This is a genomic window from Bacillus sp. GW821-FHT11D08 (genome assembly GCF_058808515.1).
In genome coordinates this window covers 263,634-285,802 of record NZ_JBXARS010000001.1, presented here as the reverse complement: position 1 = coordinate 285,802, position 22,169 = coordinate 263,634, and the positions used below count along the sequence as shown (strand labels likewise).

18 protein-coding genes are annotated in these 22,169 nt (G+C 49.0%); 7 read left to right on the top strand and 11 right to left on the bottom strand.

All coding sequences use genetic code 11. The features are described from left to right. Positions 1 to 12: 12 nt before the first annotated feature. Positions 13 to 828, bottom strand: coding sequence for a prolipoprotein diacylglyceryl transferase (lgt, locus tag AC1RRX_RS01445; protein WP_007407440.1), 816 nt, complete (start codon positions 826 to 828; stop codon positions 13 to 15). 14 nt (positions 829 to 842) lie between these two features. After that, on the bottom strand, positions 843 to 1,775 hold the full coding sequence (gene hprK, locus AC1RRX_RS01440) for an HPr(Ser) kinase/phosphatase (protein WP_013353746.1): 933 nt from the start codon (positions 1,773 to 1,775) through the stop codon (positions 843 to 845). Between the two features lie 169 nt (positions 1,776 to 1,944). Between hprK and nagA the strand changes: the two genes are divergently transcribed. Genes nagA through AC1RRX_RS01425 form a run of 3 tightly spaced genes read left to right on the top strand, consistent with a single transcriptional unit; the run spans position 1,945 to position 4,602 of the window. Next, positions 1,945 to 3,135 (top strand): N-acetylglucosamine-6-phosphate deacetylase, encoded by a 1,191-nt coding sequence (gene nagA / locus AC1RRX_RS01435; protein ID WP_144463876.1) that lies wholly within the window; start codon positions 1,945 to 1,947, stop codon positions 3,133 to 3,135. After that, on the top strand, positions 3,132 to 3,857 hold the full coding sequence (gene nagB, locus AC1RRX_RS01430; RefSeq protein WP_144463875.1) for a glucosamine-6-phosphate deaminase: 726 nt from the start codon (positions 3,132 to 3,134) through the stop codon (positions 3,855 to 3,857). Before nagA ends, nagB begins: the two co-directional genes overlap by 4 nt. A gap of 13 nt (positions 3,858 to 3,870) precedes the next feature. Further along, the gene (locus tag AC1RRX_RS01425; RefSeq protein WP_007407443.1) at positions 3,871 to 4,602 is read left to right on the top strand and encodes a GntR family transcriptional regulator; all 732 of its coding nucleotides are present in this window, start codon (positions 3,871 to 3,873) and stop codon (positions 4,600 to 4,602) included. A 144-nt stretch (positions 4,603 to 4,746) separates the two neighbouring features. On the opposite strand, the gene AC1RRX_RS01420 is transcribed toward AC1RRX_RS01425, so the two are convergent. From AC1RRX_RS01420 to AC1RRX_RS01395, 6 genes are all read right to left on the bottom strand, one after another. Then, entirely contained in the window at positions 4,747 to 5,322 is a 576-nt protein-coding gene (locus tag AC1RRX_RS01420; RefSeq protein ID WP_007614041.1) for a TetR/AcrR family transcriptional regulator, read from the bottom strand. 166 nt (positions 5,323 to 5,488) lie between these two features. Then, a complete protein-coding gene (locus AC1RRX_RS01415) occupies positions 5,489 to 9,358 on the bottom strand; it encodes a metallophosphoesterase (RefSeq protein ID WP_144463874.1) in 3,870 nt (1,289 codons plus the stop codon). A gap of 93 nt (positions 9,359 to 9,451) precedes the next feature. After that, positions 9,452 to 9,811: a phage holin family protein gene (locus AC1RRX_RS01410; protein WP_007407446.1), complete on the bottom strand. Its 360-nt coding sequence runs from the start codon at positions 9,809 to 9,811 to the stop codon at positions 9,452 to 9,454. Beyond that, positions 9,812 to 10,006 (bottom strand): PspC domain-containing protein, encoded by a 195-nt coding sequence (locus tag AC1RRX_RS01405; RefSeq protein ID WP_007407447.1) that lies wholly within the window; start codon positions 10,004 to 10,006, stop codon positions 9,812 to 9,814. Between the two features lie 4 nt (positions 10,007 to 10,010). Further along, a complete protein-coding gene (locus tag AC1RRX_RS01400; protein WP_007614045.1) occupies positions 10,011 to 11,108 on the bottom strand; it encodes a DUF4097 family beta strand repeat-containing protein in 1,098 nt (365 codons plus the stop codon). Between the two features lie 24 nt (positions 11,109 to 11,132). Then, positions 11,133 to 11,459 carry a hypothetical protein gene (locus AC1RRX_RS01395; RefSeq protein WP_003151444.1) on the bottom strand — a complete coding sequence of 109 codons (327 nt, stop codon included), beginning with the start codon at positions 11,457 to 11,459 and terminating at the stop codon, positions 11,133 to 11,135. A 197-nt stretch (positions 11,460 to 11,656) separates the two neighbouring features. On the opposite strand from AC1RRX_RS01395, the gene AC1RRX_RS01390 reads away from it, so the two are divergent. Continuing rightward, a complete protein-coding gene (locus AC1RRX_RS01390; RefSeq protein WP_012118557.1) occupies positions 11,657 to 11,917 on the top strand; it encodes a hypothetical protein in 261 nt (86 codons plus the stop codon). 25 nt (positions 11,918 to 11,942) lie between these two features. Here AC1RRX_RS01390 and uvrA read toward each other — a convergent pair whose 3' ends face one another. From uvrA to AC1RRX_RS01375, 3 genes are all read right to left on the bottom strand, one after another. Then, on the bottom strand, positions 11,943 to 14,816 hold the full coding sequence (gene uvrA, locus AC1RRX_RS01385; RefSeq protein WP_020954334.1) for an excinuclease ABC subunit UvrA: 2,874 nt from the start codon (positions 14,814 to 14,816) through the stop codon (positions 11,943 to 11,945). Between the two features lie 7 nt (positions 14,817 to 14,823). Continuing rightward, positions 14,824 to 16,809 carry an excinuclease ABC subunit UvrB gene (gene uvrB, locus AC1RRX_RS01380; protein ID WP_003151439.1) on the bottom strand — a complete coding sequence of 662 codons (1,986 nt, stop codon included), beginning with the start codon at positions 16,807 to 16,809 and terminating at the stop codon, positions 14,824 to 14,826. A gap of 175 nt (positions 16,810 to 16,984) precedes the next feature. Further along, positions 16,985 to 17,221: a CsbA family protein gene (locus AC1RRX_RS01375; protein WP_003151438.1), complete on the bottom strand. Its 237-nt coding sequence runs from the start codon at positions 17,219 to 17,221 to the stop codon at positions 16,985 to 16,987. 301 nt (positions 17,222 to 17,522) lie between these two features. On the opposite strand from AC1RRX_RS01375, the gene AC1RRX_RS01370 reads away from it, so the two are divergent. The 3 genes from AC1RRX_RS01370 (at position 17,523) to AC1RRX_RS01360 (ending at position 22,029) form a co-directional block, all read left to right on the top strand. Continuing rightward, positions 17,523 to 20,024 carry a PEP/pyruvate-binding domain-containing protein gene (locus tag AC1RRX_RS01370; protein ID WP_144463873.1) on the top strand — a complete coding sequence of 834 codons (2,502 nt, stop codon included), beginning with the start codon at positions 17,523 to 17,525 and terminating at the stop codon, positions 20,022 to 20,024. Positions 20,025 to 20,095: 71 nt separating this feature from the next. Continuing rightward, positions 20,096 to 20,719, top strand: a complete 624-nt coding sequence (locus tag AC1RRX_RS01365; RefSeq protein ID WP_015240677.1) for a TetR/AcrR family transcriptional regulator — start codon at positions 20,096 to 20,098, stop codon at positions 20,717 to 20,719. Next, on the top strand, positions 20,692 to 22,029 hold the full coding sequence (locus AC1RRX_RS01360; RefSeq protein ID WP_007407455.1) for an MFS transporter: 1,338 nt from the start codon (positions 20,692 to 20,694) through the stop codon (positions 22,027 to 22,029). The genes AC1RRX_RS01365 and AC1RRX_RS01360 overlap by 28 nt, the downstream gene beginning before the upstream one ends. Positions 22,030 to 22,169: the final 140 nt, after the last annotated feature.

Sequence of the window (22,169 nt, the reverse complement as noted above, 5' to 3'; positions counted from 1 at the left end):
CGATTTCAGGCGTCAGTCCGTGTCGGCATACCGCTTATCGGCATACCCCTTCATGCGTCTGAAAATCATTAAAATAATCGCAAGTACAATCAGCACAATGGAAATGACCTGCGCGATCCGAAGCTGGCTCGTAAGCATCAGGCTGTCCGTCCGCATTCCCTCAATAAAGTATCTGCCGATCGAATACCAGATCACATACGTCAAAAACAGATTGCCCCTGCGCAGGTTCACGCGGCGGAGCAGAAGCAGAATCACGACGCCCGCAAAACTCCACAGCGATTCATACAAAAACGTCGGGTGATAATATTGTCCGTCTATGTACATCTGATTAATGATGAAATCCGGAAGATGCAGACTTTCCAAAAATGACCGGCTGACCGCTTCACCGTGAGCCTCCTGGTTGATAAAGTTCCCCCAGCGCCCGATGGCCTGGCCGAGCAGAATACTCGGCGCGGCAATATCCGCCAGCTTCCAGAATGAGATCCCTCTTACTTTTGAAAAGACGATTCCCGTTGCGATCGCGCCGATCAATCCGCCGTGAATCGCGATGCCGCCTTTCCAGGTTTTAATGATTTCCCCGGGGTGTTCCGAGTAATAGCTCCACTCGAAAAGCACATAGTATGCCCGTGCGCAAATGATTGCGATCGGGATGGCGAAAAGAACAAGATCAATAAAAATGTCCTTTTTCAGCCCCCGCTTTTCACTCTCCCTCATGGCCATCCAAAGCCCTAATAACGCACCCGCGCCGATAATGATCCCGTACCAGTGCACGGATAAAGGCCCGAGCTGCAAGGCAATCGGATTGATTGGTGTTCCTGCTTCGTTCATATTATTGCCAACTCCTATTCGTCTTGTTCGCCGTCTTCAATGACATCCGCCAGCTTATTCGTAAATTGCTCGGCAGCATTTAAGCCCATCCGCTTCAATCTGAAGTTCATCGCCGCAACTTCGATAATAACGGCGAGATTTCGCCCAGGGCGGACTGGAATGGTCAGTTTTGTAATTTCCGTATCAATGATTTTCATTTTTTCTTCTTCAAGTCCGAGACGGTCGTATTGCTTCCCTTGCTCCCAAAGCTCAAGGTCCATGACGATTGTAATTCTTTTATTGCTTCTGACGGCGCCCGCTCCGAACAGCGTCATGACATTTATAATGCCGAGACCCCTGATTTCAAGCAGATGCTCAATCAGATCAGGCGCATTCCCGACGAGCGTATCCTGATCCTCCTGCCGGATTTCGACGCAGTCATCCGCGACAAGACGATGGCCGCGTTTGACGAGCTCCAGGGCCGTTTCACTTTTACCGACGCCGCTTTTTCCCGTTATGAGCACACCGACGCCGTATATATCCACAAGCACGCCGTGAATGGCGGTTGTCGGCGCGAGACGGCTCTCAAGAAAATTCGTCAGCCGGCTTGACAGCCTTGTTGTTTTCAGAGGGGATCTGAGCACAGGCACGCCGTTTTTCTCGGATGCTTCTACAAGCTCCGGCGGGATCGGCATATCTCTGGAAAGTATGATAGCCGGCGTCACATCGGTGCACAGCGATTCCATCCGCTGTTTTTTATCCTCCTCAGGAAGCTGATCGAAAAATGACAGCTCCGTTTTTCCTAAAAGCTGCACCCGTTCTCTCGGGTAATATGTAAAATAGCCGGCGATTTCAATACCGGGCCGTGATAAATCACTCATCGTAATCGGGCGGTTAATCCCTTCTTCTCCGCTGATCAATTCTAAATGGAACTGCTCCATTACGTCTTTGGTCCGAACCTTTGCCAAGATATGTTCCTCCTGTTCTGGGATGTTCCGAGCTTTGAACAGTTATATTTTATCACTTTACCGTCTGAACCAAAACAGATTTATACAATTCCGGCATAACTGGTCTAGATAACTAGTCTGAAAAAGAGTAAAATAAAACTAACAACTAACCAGAAAGGCGTGTTTTAAAGTGGCTGAAAGCTTGTTAATCAGCGGTGCGGACATCGTAACAGAAGAAGAAATCATCCGAAACGGTTTTCTCGGTATAAAGGACGGCATCATTTCTTACGCGGGGAAAACAAGACCGCAAGAAACGTATGAGAAGGAATGGAAGGCGCCCGCGGGCTCGTATGCGCTTCCCGGAATGATTGATATTCATATTCACGGCGGATACGGCGCGGATACGATGGATGCTGATGTTGCAGCTCTTGATACAATGTCCGCCCGGCTGCCCGAAGAAGGAACAACCTCTTTTTTAGCGACAACGATCACACAGCAGCACGAAAACATTGAAAAAGCGCTCGTCAACGCCAAGGAATGGACGGACTCCTCACCGCAGGCCCAAAAAGGCGCTGAGTTGATCGGCATTCATTTAGAAGGACCGTTTGTCTCTCCGAAAAAGGCGGGAGCACAGCCGAAACAATGGATTACTCCTGCTGATGCCGGGCTCTTTCAGAAATGGGAGCGGCTCTCGGGAGGGCTGATCAAAATCGTGACGCTTGCGCCGGAAGAAGATCCTGATTTCAGCCTGATCCGTTATTTAAAAGACCAAAACATCATCCCGTCAATGGGACACACAGACGCGGGAGCCGAGCTTTTACAAAAAGCGGCGGATGCCGGGGCGGTGCATATGACGCACCTCTTCAACGCCATGAGCTCCTTTCATCACCGTGAGCCGGGGGGCATCGGTACGGCTCTCGCCTGCGGCCGCATCACGGCGGAGCTGATCACTGACGGCATTCATTCCCATCCTTTGGCCGTTAAGCTTGCCTATTTGGCGAAAGGAAGCAAAAACCTGATCATGATTACAGACTCCATGCGGGCAAAAGGGCTTAAGGACGGAGAATACGAATTCGGCGGACAAAAAGTCACCGTTCGCGGGGACACGGCGCTTCTCTCTGACGGGACGCTGGCCGGTTCCATTTTAAAAATGAATGAAGGCGCGGCGCTCATGCGCAGGTTTACAAACTGCTCATGGCTGGATATAGCAAATATGACATCGGCAAATGCGGCCCGCCGCCTCGGCATATTCGACCGCAAAGGAAGCATCGCCGAAGGAAAAGACGCCGACGTTGTTCTGACGGACGGACAGTGCGGCGTGCTGGCCACGATTTGCCGCGGAAACACCGCATATATCTCAAGGGAGGCTGATTGGACATGAACGTTATCACATGCAGACATTATGAAGAATTAAGTGAAAAAGCCGCAGCGATTATTGCTGAAACAGTGAAACAAAAGCCGGATGCCGTTCTCGGCCTTGCGACGGGAGGCACTCCTGAAGGCGTATACAAAGAACTTGTGCGGATGCACCGCTCAGAGGGCTTGTCATTCCGAAATGTCACGACGATCAACCTTGATGAATACGCCGGGCTTTCTCCCGAGGACAAAAACAGCTATCATTATTATATGAATACACATTTTTTTGCACATATCGACAGCCGAAAGGACCGCCGCTTTCTCCCTGACGGACGGGCAGACGATCTTGATGCCGAATGCGGACGCTATGACCGATTGATTCAAACACTCGGCGGAGCGGATGTACAGCTTTTAGGCATCGGACACAACGGCCATATCGGCTTTAATGAACCCGGGACGCCATTTGAATCCCGAACCCATGTCGTTGAGCTGAATGAAGAGACAAGACAGGCGAATGCGCGGTACTTTCCGTCAATTAATCAAGTCCCTGTAAAAGCCCTGACAATGGGGATCGGGACGATTTTGTCCGGCAAACGGATTTTGATCATGGCATCCGGAAAAAGCAAGGCCCAAGCGGTGAAGCAGCTTCTGGACGGGCGCATCAGCGAAGCATTCCCCGCCTCCGCCCTGCACGCGCATCCGGATGTGACGGTCTTGATTGATGAAAAGGCTGCGGGCGGCGATTGAAAGGATTTGACCTATGCAGATTGATAAACAATCTCCGATTCCGATTTACTTTCAGATTATGGAACAATTAAAAACACAAATCAAAAACGGCGAGCTGGAAGCGGATGCGCTGCTTCCGTCGGAGCGGGAATACGCCGAACAATTCGGCATCAGCCGAATGACGGTGCGCCAGGCGCTTTCCAATCTGGTGAATGAAGGATTTTTATACAGGCAGAAAGGCCGGGGAACGTTCGTCAGCAAACTGAAGATGGAACAGCCGCTTCAAGGGCTGACAAGCTTTACGGAAGATATGAGAAGCCGGGGCATGAAGCCGGGGAGCAGACTTGCCGAATACCAGCTGATTCAGGCGACGGAAGAATTATCTTCTATCCTGGGATGCGGCTATCCGGCAACGCTTCATAAAATCATCCGCGTCCGGCTGGCAAATGATATCCCGATGGCGATTGAGGCATCGTACATCCCGTTTGACAAGGCGGGAAAACTGGACGCCTCCCATTTTCAATCATCCATGTATGAGCATATTGAAGCGTACAATCAGATGCCGATCTCACGGGCAAAACAAGAGCTTGAACCGGGAGCCGCTTCCGAGGAAGAAGCTGAGCTGCTCGGTATCCAGCCCGGCGCCCCCGTCCTCTATATCAAGCGGACCACTTATCTGCAGGACGGCACTGCCTTTGAGCACGTCAAATCCGCCTACAGAGGCGACCGCTACACATTCGTGCATTATATGGACAGGGTGAAATGAAACATCTCCAACCGTTACGGGTTGGAGATGTTTTTTTGATCTGCCATTTTCAAATCAAGCCGGTGAATGTTCTCTATGACTCTGTCAAAACGGAGAGGCTGGGGTTCTGATATCTATTTTTATAAAGAAAAGAGTAATAAAATGCTACCCTCTGTTTTGGACAATATACGGAACCTGCTTTGAAATCAGCAGCAGCGGTTCTTTGTTTTTATGAGCCAGTGAAAACATGATTGCGCCTTCAATCATCGAGTTGATTGTCACCCCGAGCTTCTCCGCTTCCTCTTGTTCAAACCCATGCTCAAGAAATTTTGCCGCAAACACATCCGTCCACTTCTTGAACACCTCAACACATGTGCATCTTAACGTTTCATTGATCAGAGCGGTCTCACCCGCCAGCAATCCAACCGGCACGCCCTCAATATTCTGCGGATCATTAAACTGTTCAGCCGTTACATGAATAAAGTGCTGAATCGCTTCTATAGGGTCCGCGAATTGAGACATACTATTCTGTATTTGCTTTTCAACGCATCTTCCCGTATATTTGATCGCCGCAATGGCGAGTTCTGCTTTTCCGTTTGGAAAGTGATGATACACAGACCCTCTGGGTGCTCCGCTCTCTTTTATAATTTGATTCAAACCAGTCGCATGATATCCCTGAATCTGAAAAAGATATGCAGAGGTTTGAATAATTCTTTCTTTTGTCCCGGTTTTACTGTTCATTATGTTTCCTCCTGCATATTACGAAAACCAATCGATTTTAGTATAGAAAAGGGACATAAAAAAGTCAAAAGCACTTATCACAGCAGGGCGCCGCCATTTACGCACAGAAAAAATCCTGCTGACCGTCAGATTTTCTTCTGAGCGATCAGCAGGCTGTATGTTTTCGTTATGGGTTTGAGGCATGCCTGAAATCAAACTGATCCGGAGCCGGGCGATACGGCGTATTTCCCGTTCTGAACATCCACAACGGTGATATTGTTTTGCCGTTGTACGGGTCCTTAACGACGGTGTACCAGTAATAAACGGAATCAGGCTGCAGGCCGTCCCAGACCCAATTTGCGGTTTTTCCGCTTTTTACGTGTTTTTTATGACCGAGCAGTTCGTTCGTATAGATGTTGCATTCAAAATAATCGGTCGCTACCCTTTTCCTCTTCGGCTGTAAATCCATTTCTGCTGAGAATTCGTCTTTATCAGCGAACAGATCGGTGTCATAGTAATTGATGTCATCCGTGTACGGCGAGTAGGAGAACATGTGAACCTGATTGGCGGCCTGATCGAATTGCATCATGCGCATAAAGCCCTGCCCCCCTTCCGGACCGTCCTGGTAGTCGGTCAGAATTTGGTGGACGAGGCGGTCCGGTTTTCCGTCCCCGTCATCGTCAAGCGCATCGGTTTTTTTCATGGCGTTATGGTAATGGCCGCTTAATACCATCGCCACATTGCGATTCGGCTTGACGACTTTTCGATAGATCGTTTCCCCGATCGGGCTTCGATTTCCGCTCACAAGCAAGTACTCATGAAAGCATAAGATGGCGGTTCGGTCCGGATACCTCTTTAGCACTTGATTGATCCAGTCAATCTCTTGTTCCGCAATGCCCCAGCCCATATAAATCATAATAAAATCGTTCCCGCTTGCCGACAGCAGGTCATAATGCCCGCGGTTATTTTTATATGATCCGCCGTAATGCATGTTCTGTTCAAACCGGCGGCTCCCGAAGAAATCCCCGAAGGTTCGGTATGTGCCGTCTTTATGGCCGACGTCGTGATTGCCGGCAAGCACTCCGTACGGAATCCCCGCCTTGTCAAGCGTCCGCATGGAGTGATCGGCGTTTTTCCACTGTTTCATCACCATTGAATCATCGACGATATCGCCGGTATGAAAGACATATTTAATATTGTGCTTTTCCTTATTTTCTTTGATCCACTCTGTCATTTTGTCAAAAATGTGCGGGTGTCCTTGTGCGTAATACTGTGTATCCGACATCCAGACAAACGTGTAATTGCCTTTCGCCGGTATTTGATCCTGCACGATGACATTCATTTTTGAGTTCTTCACCACATCCGCTGCGGAAACGGCGGCTTTTAGTGTAAACGGCTTTTTATCTTTGGCAAGGACGCTGTCCGCCTCCTGCCAGCGGCTTGTCCGGTAATTCCAAATATACATGGTTACCTTTCGGCCGGGCAGAGAGCTTCCTTTCCAGACCGCCTCAGCCAGATCCGTTTCGTCGATAGACGGGTCAACGGAGACTTCGAACCGGTGATAAGGAAAACGCTCCATACTTTCCGCCGATACGGTTTTTCCGTCATTTGCCGAAATGCGGTTCATTTCCGGCAGGGTAAACGGCATTTCATTTTCTTTTATGCCCCTCGGCGGTTCCGTTAATGAGGCGTGTTTATACACTTTCACGCTGCCCGGATTCCGCGCGGTATAACGGAAGCCGCGATAAAATGATACATTCATGTCATCCTTCGTCGGGTCTTTTACCCGGACGGACAGCTTTGCTTTGTGGGCGCCGATTTTTTGATCCGCAAGCTCCGGCTGGTTCGGCTCCTCCCGTTTGATATGGAAGGTGCGGACGGACGTTGTTTCATTTCCGGCAAGGTCTGCCGCAATGATGGTAAGGGTATGTTTTCCGGGCTTGAGATCGGCTGATGACGTGTGATGCGGGAGCGTAATGCTTTCTCCGTCCAAAAACGCTTTGACCTCTTCCACTTTGCTCCATTTGTCACGGATGTCCGCATTCAGCTCAACATTACCTTTCAGCGCCGCGCCTTCTTTGATACTCGGGACAATCTTCGGCCCCGTATTGTCCACCCGCACAGATTGGCTCAGCTGCTCCTCACCGTCGCTAACAAAAATATGGTGATAGCCTTCAGAAAGCTTCGCCGTGTTCCACGGCAGCAGCCGTGACGTAAACAAATGATCCGGCAGGCTGAATGAGAAGGTCTTCTGCTGATTCGCCCGCCTGCCGTCACCGATAAACAGCTGCTCAGCCGGATCCGTCTTCCCGTCTTTGATCACCGTTCCGTCCGAAAGCACCAGACGGGCATGTTTCACGACAAAATCATCCCGATTCTCTCCCGTGTCATACGGAGAAACCTTTGAGCCCGAACGGATGGATACTTTCTGTGTTTTGCCCCCTTTTTGCAGCAGACGTTCCGGAAGGAGAACCGAGTGCGTTCTGTAACGGTGAGACGGATCGTCAAAAATGTGCAGCACCTCTTTTTCCATTATGACGGTGTTTTGAAAATAAAGATTCGTTTTCCGGGCATCGAAGGCGAAATAGACCTCTTTTTCCAGCGCCGGCCGGGTCTCCTGCCGCTTGCCGTCAATCCACAACTTGATCTTATCGGCGCTGACGTCGGAAGTCGCTTTGAGCAGATAGGTGCCGGATATCGTATCTTCGGGTTCAACATTCATTCTGAGTCCGTGTGATTTGCTCGTCTGTTCAATGTCAATCATCTTGACGGGCGTTTTTGCTTCATTTTCTCCATCACTGGCTGCGATATAATACTCAAGCTGATCCTGGCCGAGCAGCTCCGGGGAATAAAGAATGTGATGGTATAAGCTGTCGTTGCGGTCTTTTTCGGCCAGAATTCGTTTGAATGGTTTTTTCTCATTGGTCCGGTAATAAAACGCGGCTGTTTTGACAAGGTTTTTGTCTTTTATGTCAGCCTTTAATTCAATGCTTTCAGCGGGCCGGACGGGCTTTCTGTCTGTAAGGTCTTCGATGACCGGTTTTTCCTTGTCGGGTTTTATCACCCTTTTCTGCTGCGGGATCTGCGCCTGAAAAACAGAGCCCGGTGACGGCTTATGCTCGCTCGTGGAGATCCTCAGCAATTCTCCCGTTCCGTTCAGCGGATATTTGTACAGCAAAGAAGTCAGCCGGCGGAAAGCGTGTTTCCGGTAATGCGCTGAGGCGATACCCTTGCCGGTATTTGCCGACAGCACCACCGTACGCGGGCGGCCGTTGGACATTCCGTCCGTCCCTTCGATGACGGCGAGATGTTCTCCCTCCTTCAGGCGTGTCCTGTAATAGCGATTGAAATCATCTATCGTCAGTTCTGATGCGGCGCGTCTCAGCCAAAACACGTAAGTCCCGCCTGACGGAATGACGGTATCTTCTTTCGGCCTCCATATCATATCTGATTCCGGCCCTTCCTTCGGATAGCGGTAGCGGATGTGATAGTCTTTAAAATGAATGGGTCTGTCCGTCGTGTTATACACCTCGATAAATTCATAGGCATCAGCGCCGTCTTCATTTTTCGTATCAACCGCAAGCTCCGTAATCATCAGCTCGGGAATATGATTCAAATCGGCTTGATAGCCGTCCAGCTTCAGCCGCTTTTTCTCCGATTCCGCCCGCTGTCTGCCGTTGGTGAAAACGAGGTAATATTCCAATTCTCCATTCCAGATATCCCGCTTTGAAACCTGGGCCGTAAACAGCCGGATTGCGCCTGGCGCGGGCTCCATCGGCACCATTTTAAACCCAAGCTCATTGCTTTGTTTATAAAAAAGAAACGCCGAAAACGCTTGATAGTCAGCATTCCGTACATGAGCCTGTATGAACAGGTTTCTTTTCATTTCCGCCTTTACTTCGATTTGGGGAGGATTCTCCAGAAGCGGTATGTAATGAGGCGGCTGTCCGAATTCCTGCTGATTCACGGGGATTGCCGATTCTTTGCGCGCCGCATCCGCAGAAGGACTCACACAAAGCAAACCAATCAGAAAAAAGAGCGTCATCACAAGTTTCATCTCATTACCTCCCTATACATTATGTTGCGTCAGGAGGCTGCCGCTTATGTAAATCACACATAAAAAAGCTGCCCTCTCGGGACAGCTCGTTTTTTACCTTTTTCTAAGCGGCTCCAATATGCCTTTTTGGATCAGCAAGTGGAAAACGGACAGCACGACAGACGCCCAAATGGCGGTGCCGAACCCATCAATCTGAAAGCTGTCTCCCATCAAGGCTGCGGTCATCATTAACGTAATGGCGTTGATGACAAACAGAAAGAGGCCGAGGGTCACAACCGTGACGGGCAATGTCAATATGACGATGATCGGCTTGATCAGCACATTTAACACAGAAAGAATCACACTGGCGATGACAGCCGCTCCGATACTGCTGATATGGACGGAATCAAAATATCCCGCGATAACGATTAATAATAAAGCATTTACTAAAATGCTGACTGCCCATTTGATCATTTATTTCAAATCTCCTTCTAAAGGTACAACAAAACACCAGATAATATATACAATCGGCACGATTCCGCTCGTGACAAGCGCTAATACAACGGTGATAATGCGCAAAAGCGACGCATCCATATTGACGTACTCCGCCAAACCGCCGACGACGCCGGCGATTTTACGGTTTTTTTCTGAACGGTAAAGTCTTTTCATCCAATCACCTCTGAGTATGCTTGAGCTTAATGGCTCCTGTTAACGATTCTGAGAAAATCGAGAGATGCTGATCATGGCCTTGATTTGATGCCAGCATCAGTTCTTTTTGAATGGTATCATTCTTTTCCTTTAAAATTTCGGCATCAATCAGCTCATGGCTGAGAGAGCCGAGATTGCTTTTCAGCTCCGCTTTCACCGCCGAATCATCAGGCAGAGCGATATCCACGTTTCCGGTCGTCGTTTTCGTGTAGATGGAGCGGCAGTGCGGCGCTGTCACGGTAAGCATGATATTGCCGTTAAAGCTTTGAACGTCAATGGATTCACTCGATCCGCGCAAATCAATCAAGCCGTTGATCGTTTCCGCTTCAATCGCGCCGCATTGATGTCCGGCCAGCTTGATTTGTCCGTTAGCCGTTTCCGCCGACGCTTTATCAGCCGTCAAATGAGAGAATGACAGAACGCCGTTTGTCGTTTTCGCCGAGAATTCTTTTACATGTAAATGTTCCCCTCTGATCGGTCCGTTAAACAGCTTCACTCTTATCTTATCGTACTCTTTCTGGGGAACATAAAGCGTGACATTGGTTTTCATCGTTTTCTTTTCCGTGCGGACAAAAAACTTATTGCCCTTCACTTCACACTCAATGTGCTGAAGAAATGCGGTGCGCGCCGCCTCCTGACTGTCCGCCCGGTACACTTTCGCCTGGCACTCCGCTCTGATATCTTCATCCGCCCACGGCACGATATTGACGCTGCCGTTTGCGATCTGCATATCAATGGCCGAGAATTCACTGTCTTTAAATTGAAAAATATGCTGCACTTCATGTGCGTGGCCGAAATTCAGATCAAGATCCGCTTCCTTCACTTTTTTGACGGCAGAATCAATCCAGTCGAACAGCTTCGCCCCGAGCGACGGCTTTTGGCTTCCTTTTGCCCCGCTTTCGAAATCTTCCGCAGGTTCCTGGACCTCCGCAGATAATGCGGTGATCTGCTCTTCTTTTTCTTTATATTCATGATCCAGTTTTTCAATGAGCGTCAGTGCTTCCTGCGCCGTCAGCATGCCGTCTTCCACAAGCTTTAAAATCCGTTCTTTCTCCTGTTTCATACAAAACGCCTCCCCCGACTTTTCTTACACCTGGCGTAACACCTTAATTCCCTGCACGATATTCCAAATGACCATTCCGATGAGGATCAGAAAATAAACAGCTGCTCCTGTTATCATAACAAAAACGGGCACCATACTCTCCCCCTGAGCCGTAATCAACCCGCCGACAACACCCGCGGTCACAATCAGCAATCCCGCAAACGGAATGATATGGGAAATCAGAGCTCGCATGGCATGCCGCTTCGTCTCTTTTTCATCGACGACAAAATAAGCCACAATCGGAAGAATGAGCGGCGCGAGAAACACGCTGAAATAACAGATTGATGCGATAATCGCTTGATTTCGGTTCAATAAAAACACTCCCTGTGCCGTGATGTAAAAACCCTTCCTTATACATACGTATGACGAATGGGCGGGTTTCATTTTCATGCTAAGGACATGCTTCGTTATACGTAATTTTTGATTTCAGAGATTTCACTATAGAATCTTTTCCCCGAACCGATTACAATATGTAACAAAGCCTGACCGTATGCAAGGAGGACATACAAATGGAGAAAGATCCCGAAAACGCCCAAGTAACGGAAGAGAGTCTGCGAAATTTAATTCGCGAACAGAAAAGAATGAACAGCGAAATGCTGGCTGAATTGGAACAGATCAAAGCAGCCCCTCTTCCCATTTCCCATGATATCCAATATATAAAAGTGCTGCTGGACAGCAGCAGCACCCATATTCTGCAGGACTTAATGCATTTAAGCAAACAGCTTCCCCAACAGAAAAAAGCCTGTAACACAACAGCCCAAAACCGGTGAGTTTTGGGCTGTTTTTATTGATCTATTATGTGGCTGCCGTTTCTTTTTCAGCCAGCAATGTTTTCATCCGTTTTTTATCACGTTCCATTACCGGTTTCAGATAGCGGCCCGTATATGATTCTTTCACTTCGACAACTTCTTCAGGCGTCCCGGAGGCTACGATCGTGCCGCCGCCCGCTCCGCCTTCAGGTCCCAGATCGACGATGTAGTCCGCCGTTTTAATGATATCGAGATTGTGTTCAATGACTAAAACGGTATCACCGTTATCGACGAGTCTTTGAAGCACAACCAAAAGCCTTGCGATATCATCAACGTGGAGGCCTGTCGTCGGTTCGTCCAAAATATACAGCGTCCGGCCGGTGGAACGCTTATGCAGTTCGGAAGCGAGCTTGACGCGCTGCGCTTCTCCGCCTGACAGCGTCGTCGCCGGCTGGCCGAGCGTCACATACCCGAGTCCGACATCGGCAAGCGTTTGAAGCTTGCGTTTGATTTTCGGGATATTTTCAAAGAAAGACAGAGCATCTTCCACCGTCATATCCAGAACGTCAGAAATGCTTTTTCCTTTGTATGTGACCTCCAGCGTCTCCCGGTTGTAACGTTTGCCGTGGCACACTTCACACGGGACGTACACGTCAGGAAGGAAATGCATCTCAATTTTGATGATGCCGTCGCCGCGGCAGGCCTCACAGCGCCCGCCTTTTACATTAAAACTGAACCGGCCTTTTTTATAGCCGCGCACCTTTGCTTCATTTGTCTGCGCGAATACATCGCGGATATCATCAAACACGCCCGTATAAGTTGCCGGATTTGATCTCGGTGTCCGGCCGATCGGCGCCTGGTCGATGTCGATCACCTTATCAAGGTGGTCGAGGCCTTTGATTTCTTTATGGCTTCCCGGTTTCGCTTTGGCTTTATGAAGCTTTTGCGCAAGCGCCTTATGCAGAATTTCATTCACAAGCGTGCTTTTTCCGGAACCGGACACACCTGTCACCGCCGTAAAAGTGCCGAGCGGGAATTTGGCGTTCGCTTTTTTCAGGTTGTTTTCTGAAGCGCCTTTGATTTCAATGAACCGGCCGTCAGGCTTTCTTCTCTCCGGAGGCATCGGGATGAATTGAGCCCCTGACAAATAGCGTCCGGTCAGAGAGTCCGCATCATTCATCACTTCTTCAGGCGTCCCCGCCGATATGACGCGGCCGCCGTGAATGCCGGCGCCCGGACCGATATCTATCAAATAATCGGCAGCCATCATCGTATCCTCATCATGCTCAACGACAATCAGTGTGTTGCCGAGATCCCTCATGTTTTTCAGCGCGCTGATCAGACGGTCATTGTCACGCTGGTGAAGGCCGATGGACGGCTCATCAAGAATATACAGGACGCCTGACAAACGGGAGCCGATCTGCGTCGCAAGCCTGATGCGCTGGGCTTCTCCGCCTGACAGCGTGCCCGCCGCCCGGCTCAGCGTCAGGTAATCAAGACCGACTTTATCTAAGAAGCTGAGCCGCTCCACAATCTCTCTTAAAATTAAATCGGCAATCTGCATATCTTTCTCAGACAGCGTCAGGTTTTTGAAAAATTCAAGCGCGTCGCCGACAGAAAGTTCGGTAATGGTTCCGATATGACGCCCGTTGACCAAAACGGCAAGCGCTTCTTTCTTCAGCCGGTAGCCTTTGCACGTCGGGCACGATTTCTGTGACATGTACTGCTCCATCTGTTCACGGATATAATCGGAGCTTGTCTCTTTATACCGTCTCTCAATATTGCGCAGCACACCTTCAAATTCAATTTCATTTTCGCGCACTTGTCCGAAATCATTCTCGTATTTAAAGTAGATCCGTTCATTGCCGCTGCCGTACAGCACTTTATCAAGCTGATGCTTCGGCAGGTCTTTGACCGGAGTCTCCATATCAATGCCGTAATGGCGGCAGACCGCCTGAAGCAGCTGCGGATAATATTGTGAACTGATCGGCGTCCACGGCGCGATGGCGTGTTCCTTTAATGACAGCTCGGGATTGGGGATGACGAGCTCAGGGTCCACTTCCAGCTTCAAGCCGAGACCGTCGCAAGTCGGACAGGCGCCGAACGGACTGTTAAATGAAAACAGCCGGGGTTCAAGCTCCCCGATAGAAAAACCGCACAGCGGACAGGCGTGATGCTCGCTGAACATCAGCTCCTCCTGACCGATGACATCTATCATGACACGGCCTTCCCCTAAACGGAGCGCGGTTTCCAGCGAGTCGGAAAGCCGGGCGGCAACGCCTTCCTTGACAACGATCCGGTCAATGACTACTTCAATGGAATGCTTTTTGTTTTTTTCAAGTTCAATATCGTCGGAAAGCTCGGCCATTTCTCCGTCAATCCGCACCCTTACGTAACCTTGCTTTCTGATTTGGTCAAGCACTTTGACATGGGCGCCTTTTCTGCCTGAGATGATCGGCGCAAGCACTTGAAGCTTCGTCCGCTCCGGATATTCAAGAATCCGGTCAACCATCTGTTCAATCGTTTGCGACGTAATTTCAATGCCGTGCTCCGGGCAGTGCGGTTTCCCGACTCTCGCGTACAGCAGCCGGAGATAATCATAAATCTCCGTTACCGTTCCGACGGTTGACCGCGGATTGCGGCTTGTCGTTTTCTGGTCAATGCTGATCGCCGGGGAAAGCCCTTCGATCGCATCAACGTCCGGCTTATCCATCTGCCCTAAAAATTGGCGCGCATAGGCAGAAAGCGATTCAACATACCGCCTCTGTCCTTCCGCGTAAATGGTGTCAAAGGCAAGGGATGATTTTCCCGATCCGGACAGCCCCGTCACGACGACGAGCTGATCCCGCGGAATCGTTACATCAATGTTTTTTAAATTGTGCGCCCTTGCGCCTTTCACCTCGATCCGGTCAATTGCCATGTGTTCATCATCCTTCCGCTTTAAGCTCTAACAGTAAATCACGAAGCTCTGCCGCCCGCTCGAAATCAAGCGCTCTGGCCGCTTCTTTCATTTCGTGCTCCATTTGCTCAACGACTTTCTGGCGTTCTTTCTTCGTCATCTTCGCCAGTTTAGGCGCGGCTTTTGTTTTATATTCTTCTTTATCCTCAGCGGCCTGCGTCGCGCGGATCACATCGCGGATTTCCTTATTGATCGTTTGCGGCGTAATGCCGTGAATTTCGTTAAAGCGCTCCTGCTGTTCCCGGCGGCGCTTCGTTTCATTAATCGCGATTTCCATCGAATTCGTGATTTTATCGGCATACATGATGACGCGGCCTTCCGCGTTTCGTGCCGCCCGTCCGATCGTCTGAATCAGCGAACGTTCAGAACGGAGGAAGCCTTCTTTATCCGCATCGAGAATGGCGACAAGTGACACTTCCGGAATATCAAGCCCTTCCCTCAGCAGGTTGATGCCGATTAACACATCATGTTTTCCGAGGCGGAGGTCACGGATGATTTCAATCCGTTCAAGCGTCTTAATCTCGGAATGCAGATAATTGACCTTGATGCCGATTTCCTTGAGATAATCGGTCAGATCCTCTGACATTTTTTTCGTTAAAGTCGTCACGAGAACGCGTTCATTCCGTTCTATCCTCGCCTGAATCTCGCCGATCAGATCATCAATCTGTCCTTCGATCGGCCGGACGTCAATGAGGGGATCGAGGAGTCCCGTCGGTCTGATGATCTGCTCGATCATTTCCGGCGTATGCTCAATTTCATACGGTCCCGGAGTCGCCGACACGTACACGATATTGTGCATGTGTTTCTCAAATTCCTCGAATCGGAGCGGACGGTTGTCAAGCGCTGACGGCAGGCGGAACCCGTGATCGACAAGCACCTGTTTTCTCGCCTGGTCACCGTTGAACATGCCGCGCACCTGCGGAATCGTCACATGTGATTCATCAACGACAATCATAAAATCGTCCGGAAAATAATCAAGCAGCGTATATGGCGTAGAGCCCGGCGGACGGAGTGTCAAATGTCTTGAATAGTTCTCGATCCCTGAGCAAAAACCCATTTCCCGCATCATTTCAAGATCGTATCTCGTCCGCTGCTCAAGCCGCTGCGCTTCAAGGAGCTTGCCGTTTTCGTGCATCACTTTCAAGCGCTCCTCAAGCTCCTGTTCAATATTCAGAATCGCTTTTTCCATCTTTTCCGCCCGGGTGACGAAGTGGGAAGCCGGGAAAATCGCCACATGGTCACGGTCGCCGAGAATTTCTCCGGTCAAAGCGTCGACCTCTCTGATCCGCTCAATTTCATCTCCGAAAAATTCCACTCTGATACAATGTTCGTCACGGGAAGCCGGGAAGATTTCCACAACGTCTCCGCGCACGCGGAACGTCCCGCGCTGAAAGTCGATATCATTGCGGGCATACTGGATATCCACAAGCTTTCTCAGCAGCTCGTTCCGCTCAATCTCCATTTCCGGTCTGAGCGACACGACCATTTCCCGGTATTCTTCAGGCGAACCGAGACCGTATATGCATGACACACTCGCAATAATAATGACATCTCTCCGTTCAAACAGAGAGGATGTCGCGGAGTGTCTCAGTTTATCAATTTCATCATTAATGCTTGCGTCTTTCTCTATAAAAGTATCCGTTTGAGGCACGTACGCCTCCGGCTGATAGTAATCGTAATAGCTGACAAAATATTCGACAGCGTTGTTCGGGAAAAACTCCTTAAACTCGCTGTACAGCTGTCCGGCAAGGGTTTTGTTATGGGCAATGACCAGTGTCGGTTTATTCACTTCTTTAATCAGATTGGACACGGTAAAGGTTTTGCCCGTCCCTGTCGCACCCAGGAGAGTCTGGTGTTTTCTGCCTTCCTGTATGCCTTTGACAAGCTTCTCAATCGCTTGCGGCTGATCTCCCTGGGGCTGATATTTCGAGACTAACTCAAAACGATCTTTCACAAAAAAGCCTCCGTTTCTTTACGAAATCTTCCTATTGATATAGTAACACAATGACGGGCAAAATCACTAAAAATACGAACTAAAGTTCGATGGTTTATTTTTACCAAGTCAATTTTTGTATAAAAAACCTGCTTTTATGGCGTAAAAGCAGGCATTCTATTTCATATTCACCATGTCAGGCATTGTCTTTCTTTTTGTCTGCTTCTTTTTTGGCCATGTACAGCCCTCCGGCCACCAGCGATACGACATCCAATCCAACGATAAAATACGTTTCGGTGTAACCCTTTAAATAGGATGCGAAAAGCAGTGCGGCTGTGAGAGCGATCGCCACATAGTGGTTAAACGTGACGCGCGTAAAAAGGACGACCAGCATAAAAGGGAAACATAATGCAAAAACGGCTTTTGTAATCACAAAAACCCTCCTCGGGAATTCTTCATCTCATCTGATTATAGTAAAAAATGAAGAATCGGACAATCGTTCCCCTGCTATCACAATACCCTTTTTCAGCAGTCTTCAATCATCTGTCAAAAAAAATGTGAATATAAATCCATTGAACCATTAACCAGATGAACCGAATTACCTTTCTTCAGCCGAAAGGATGAGAAGGTTTAGGTCTTTGTATCTTTGACAGTTTCTTCCTCCCTCTTTACAATGTAATGATAGTGTTTACTATCATTTTTCTTGGATGAAGAAAAAAAGGGGGTCATACCGCATGTATTCAGTGCGATTTCAAAAAGCGGAAGAATCGAGCCGCTCTGCAGGAGCAAAAGGAATGAACCTGATTAAACTGACGAAAAACGGGCTGCCCGTTCCCGGCGGTTTCATCATTCAGACGAATGCCCTGACACGTTTTATGGAAGACAACGGGCTTCAAGCAGATCAGGAACAGATGGAGCGCGCCATTATGAACGGCACGTTTTCAAAAGAGCTTCGGGAGGAACTGACCGCGTCGTTTTATGAATTGAGAGAATCATACGCCTCTGTCGCCGTACGTTCCTCCTCCGCGTCCGAAGATCTTGAAGGGGCTTCTTTCGCGGGCCAGTACGAAACCTATTTAAATATCAAAACAGAAGAAGAGTTTCTCGGAAAAGTGAAAGAATGCTGGGCTTCCTTCTTCTCGGCGCGGGTCAGCGGTTATAAAGAGAAAATGAACAATGACACCGCAGAACCGTTAATGGGCGTTGTCGTGCAAGGGCTTATCAATTCCGAGGTTTCAGGGGTCATTTTCAGCCGCAACCCCGTCACACATGATGACGGAGAGCTGATGATCAGCGCGAGCTACGGTCTCGGAGAAGCAATCGTCTCCGGCAGCGTGACGCCCGACACATTTATCGTCAATAAAGACACATTTCAGATTGAAAAAGAAATCGGCTTAAAAGAAATGTATATCGTTTCTAAAGACGAAGGCGTGACGGAAAAAGAGACGACCGCTGACATGAGAAACCGCTTCTGCCTTGATGACGAGAGCATCAAAGAGCTTGCCATGCTGACGATAAAGACGGAAGAACTGTACGGTTATCCCGTGGATCTCGAATTCGGATTTGCCGAAAATAAGCTGTATCTGCTTCAGGCCAGGCCGATTACAACGATCGTGCAGGATCAGAAAGCGGCAGACGAAGAACGGGAATTTATCATGACGCCCCAGGATCAGAAAGATTTTTGGCTCAATATGGAGGCCAATATAGAAGGCCCCGTCAGCCCGTTATTCGCCTCACTCATTGTGCCGGCTTTGGAATACGGCCTCAAAGAGAGCACGAAGGCATTCCCTGTAATGGGCATCGAAATCGAGCGTGTCAAACTTCATCAGGGCCGTGTTTTTTCCAGACAGCATAAGACGGACGACAAGCTGCCCGCAGAACAGTTAGAAGCGCTTTTCCCCGTCTTGGCTGACCGCATGTACGATATTATTCAGGAAACCTTTCTGCCTTTTTATCAAAAGCTGGACGAACTGGCGCATACAGACCATACGCCGGAGACTGCCCTTAATGCGTTCCGAAACCTGCAAGACTTCTATTTAAAAGGATACGCAGAACATTTCAATATTGTCTTTCCGCAGGTTGCGTTAAACATGATACTGGAATCCATGTACGGACAGGTTGAGAAAGAAAACACCTCCCTTCTGTACGAAATGCTGGCTGGCGTCATGAATAAGTCATTGGAGACCGACAGACAGCTGTGGCTGCTTTCCGGACAAGTAAAAGACAGCCCTGAGCTGCGGCGCGTCTTTACGGTTTCTCATGCCGATGAGCTGCATCAGACGCTTCTGCAATCAAATGAGGGAAAACGCTTTCTCGAACAAGTCGGTGAATTTTTACAGGAATACGGCTGGAGATCCGTGAAAAGTCATGATCTCATTGAAGAAACTTGGGCGGAAAACCCTTATTTCGCTTTGGCCAACATTCAGAACTATGTCCGGAACGGATACGATTTTGACAGTGAGTTTCATAAAACGATAGAAAAACGAAAACAGCTCTACGCCGACTTTATGGATAGAATTGAAGATGACGGCTTCCGGGAGACGTTTGACCGCTATTATCAGTGGACATTGTCTTCATCCGTCATCAAAGATGATCACCATTTTTATATTGATGCGATGCTGGACGCCAAAGCGCGCCTTTGCCTTCTGAAAATCGGCGGGCTGCTTCAAAAACAAGGCGTAATCGATGATCGGGAGGATATGTGGTACTTATACAGCGATGAAGTCGAGAAAGCGTTGGTGTCGCCGGTTCCGATGCAGGAAAAAGCCGCTGAACGAAAACAGCTCTTCCAGCAATATCAATTGCTTGAAGCCCCCGCTTATCTCGGGACTCCGACTTCGGAACAGCTGAAAATGGCTGAACAGATTACCGGCTCCATCACAGAAGATGAAAAAAACACTGAACATCAAATTTACGGACTTGCGGCGTCAAGCGGAATCGCAAGCGGCCCTGTGAAAGTCATTCGTGACGCAAGTGAATTTTCCCGTTTTTCAACAGGAGACGTGCTTGTCTGCAAAATGACGACACCGCTGTGGACCAGTCTGTTCCAGGATGCAAAGGCCGTCATTACGGACACGGGCGGCATCCTGTCACATGCGGCGATCATCGCGAGGGAATACGGGCTCCCGGCCGTTCTCGGCACACGTGCCGCGACTGACAGGCTCAACGACGGAGATATCGTCACGGTGGACGGGACAAACGGCAAGATTACGATTGTCAAACGCGCTTCATGCTAGGTTTCCCTCTTTATTGACGGGCAGGGCGGGTGTATACTTGTCCTGCCAGTATTTACGCGAGGTGAAACATGTTGAGAACGACGAACAAGAGAATTATTGACGCCGCGATGAATCTGATCATCCAAAAAGGATACCGCGCAGCGACAACAAAAGAAATCGCAGAAAAAGCAAAAGTAAGCGAAGCAACGATTTTCCGTAATTTTAAAAACAAACAAGGATTAATGAAAGCCATGATTGAACAGCAGACGCCGGTTCCGGAAAGCATGATCACCAAGGCGGAAGGCGATTTGTATGAGGATCTTCTTCATTTCGCCGCGACCCTTCTTCAGCAATTGGAACAAAAAAAAGAAGTGTTCCGCATCTGCCTGCGCGAACCGGAACTATTCGAAGACGTCCTGCAGGATATTGTCGTATATCCGCAATCCGTGAAAAAGCATTTAATCGTTTACTTTAAGGAGCTGACAAAGAAAAATATGATAAGCCCCGGCAGCGAAGAAGCTAATGCAGACGTCTTTATGACGATGATTTTCGGTTATTTTATACACCGGCTGCAGCTGGGAAAAAGAGTCATTACTCTCTCTGAGGAAACGATGCTGAAACACAGCACTGAGATTTTCATGAAAGGCATTACCGGCCGGTCATTTTCCGGCTCCAAGGAGGATGAAGGATGGGTTCAAAGAAAGAATGGGCGCTGATCGTTTCGCTTTTGCTGGGAGCCATACTCGTTCCCATCAATTCTACGATGATCGCAGTCGCCCTTTCATCCATTTCCCGCTCATTCAGCGAATCAATTGCCAGCATCACATGGGTAGTGACCGTGTATTTAATCGTGATGGCCGTGACACAGCCCATTGCCGGCAAACTCGGTGATATGTACGGAAACAAAAAAATGTATTTATGGGGCGTCGGCCTTTTTCTCATCGCATCATTGGGGTGCGCCCTCTCGCCAAGTCTTTTCTTATTGATTTTCTTCCGGGCGCTTCAGGCTGCCGGCGGCGCTTTGCTTACGCCAAACAGCATCGCCATCATCCGCCATGTCGTGTCTGAAAAACGGCTTCCGAAAGTATTCGGCTTTTTCGGCCTCGGTGCCGGGCTTGGTGCGGCTCTCGGTCCGTTTATCGGCTCTCTTTTAATTGAGAGCTTCAGCTGGCATTCGATCTTTTGGGTCAACATTCCGTTTCTTGCAATCGCACTTGTGACGGCATTAGTGATGTTTCCTAAATATAAAGAAGAAACGTCTGACGCTCCGCTTGATATCATCGGGTCCGTTTTGCTTGCCGGAAGCATAGTATCTATTATTCTTCTGACGAAAAATGAAAGCTCTTTGGGCTATTGGGTGTACGCACTGCTCATTCTCGTATTTGTTCCGCTATTTTTCAGGCGGGAGCTGCGCACGAAACATCCGATTATTGATTTTGACCTGTTTAAAAACACGACCTTTACGAGCGCCAATCTGTCGGTTCTGTTAAGCAATTTAATGATGTACGCCGTGTTATTGATTATGCCGCTCTTTATGACCGGCCACTTCAGCATGAATACATCGCACAGCGGCATGGCGCTGTCAGTCTTTTCTGTTTTCATGTCCGCCAGCAACTGGGGCGGAGCTCAGCTGCATCAGAAATGGGGCGCGCGAAGAATGATTTTTCTGTCCTTCGGGCTGATGGCCGTAGCCAATCTCTTATTTCTGCTTTTGGTTTATTCCCATTCCGTTCCGTTTCTTATGGCATCGCTTATTGTCGGAGGCATCGCGTCAGGTGCGGGGCTGACGAGCATGCAGGTATCTTCTCTTGCGACGGTAGAACCGGGCATGTCCGGCATCGCATCCGGGATTTTCTCCACCTTCCGTTATTTCGGAAGCATTATTTCTTCAGCGCTGATCGGTTTAATCTCCGGGTTTCATATTCTGTTTATCATATTGATCGGAGTTTCTGTGATCGGCTTGTTCGTATCGCTTGGTATCAAGTCCGGGGAAACCGTTCAGACGAAAAAAAGCCATTCGGCATAAACGAAAAAGGTTCCGTAAGCATCTGCTTTCCGGAACCTTTTCCAGTTTTCCTTCTTCATTTTCTCTTTCAAAGTGTCATCGCAATGCCGTTTGCTTTATGAGAATCTTTTTATTTACAAGAGAAAAGGGGAATGTAAATG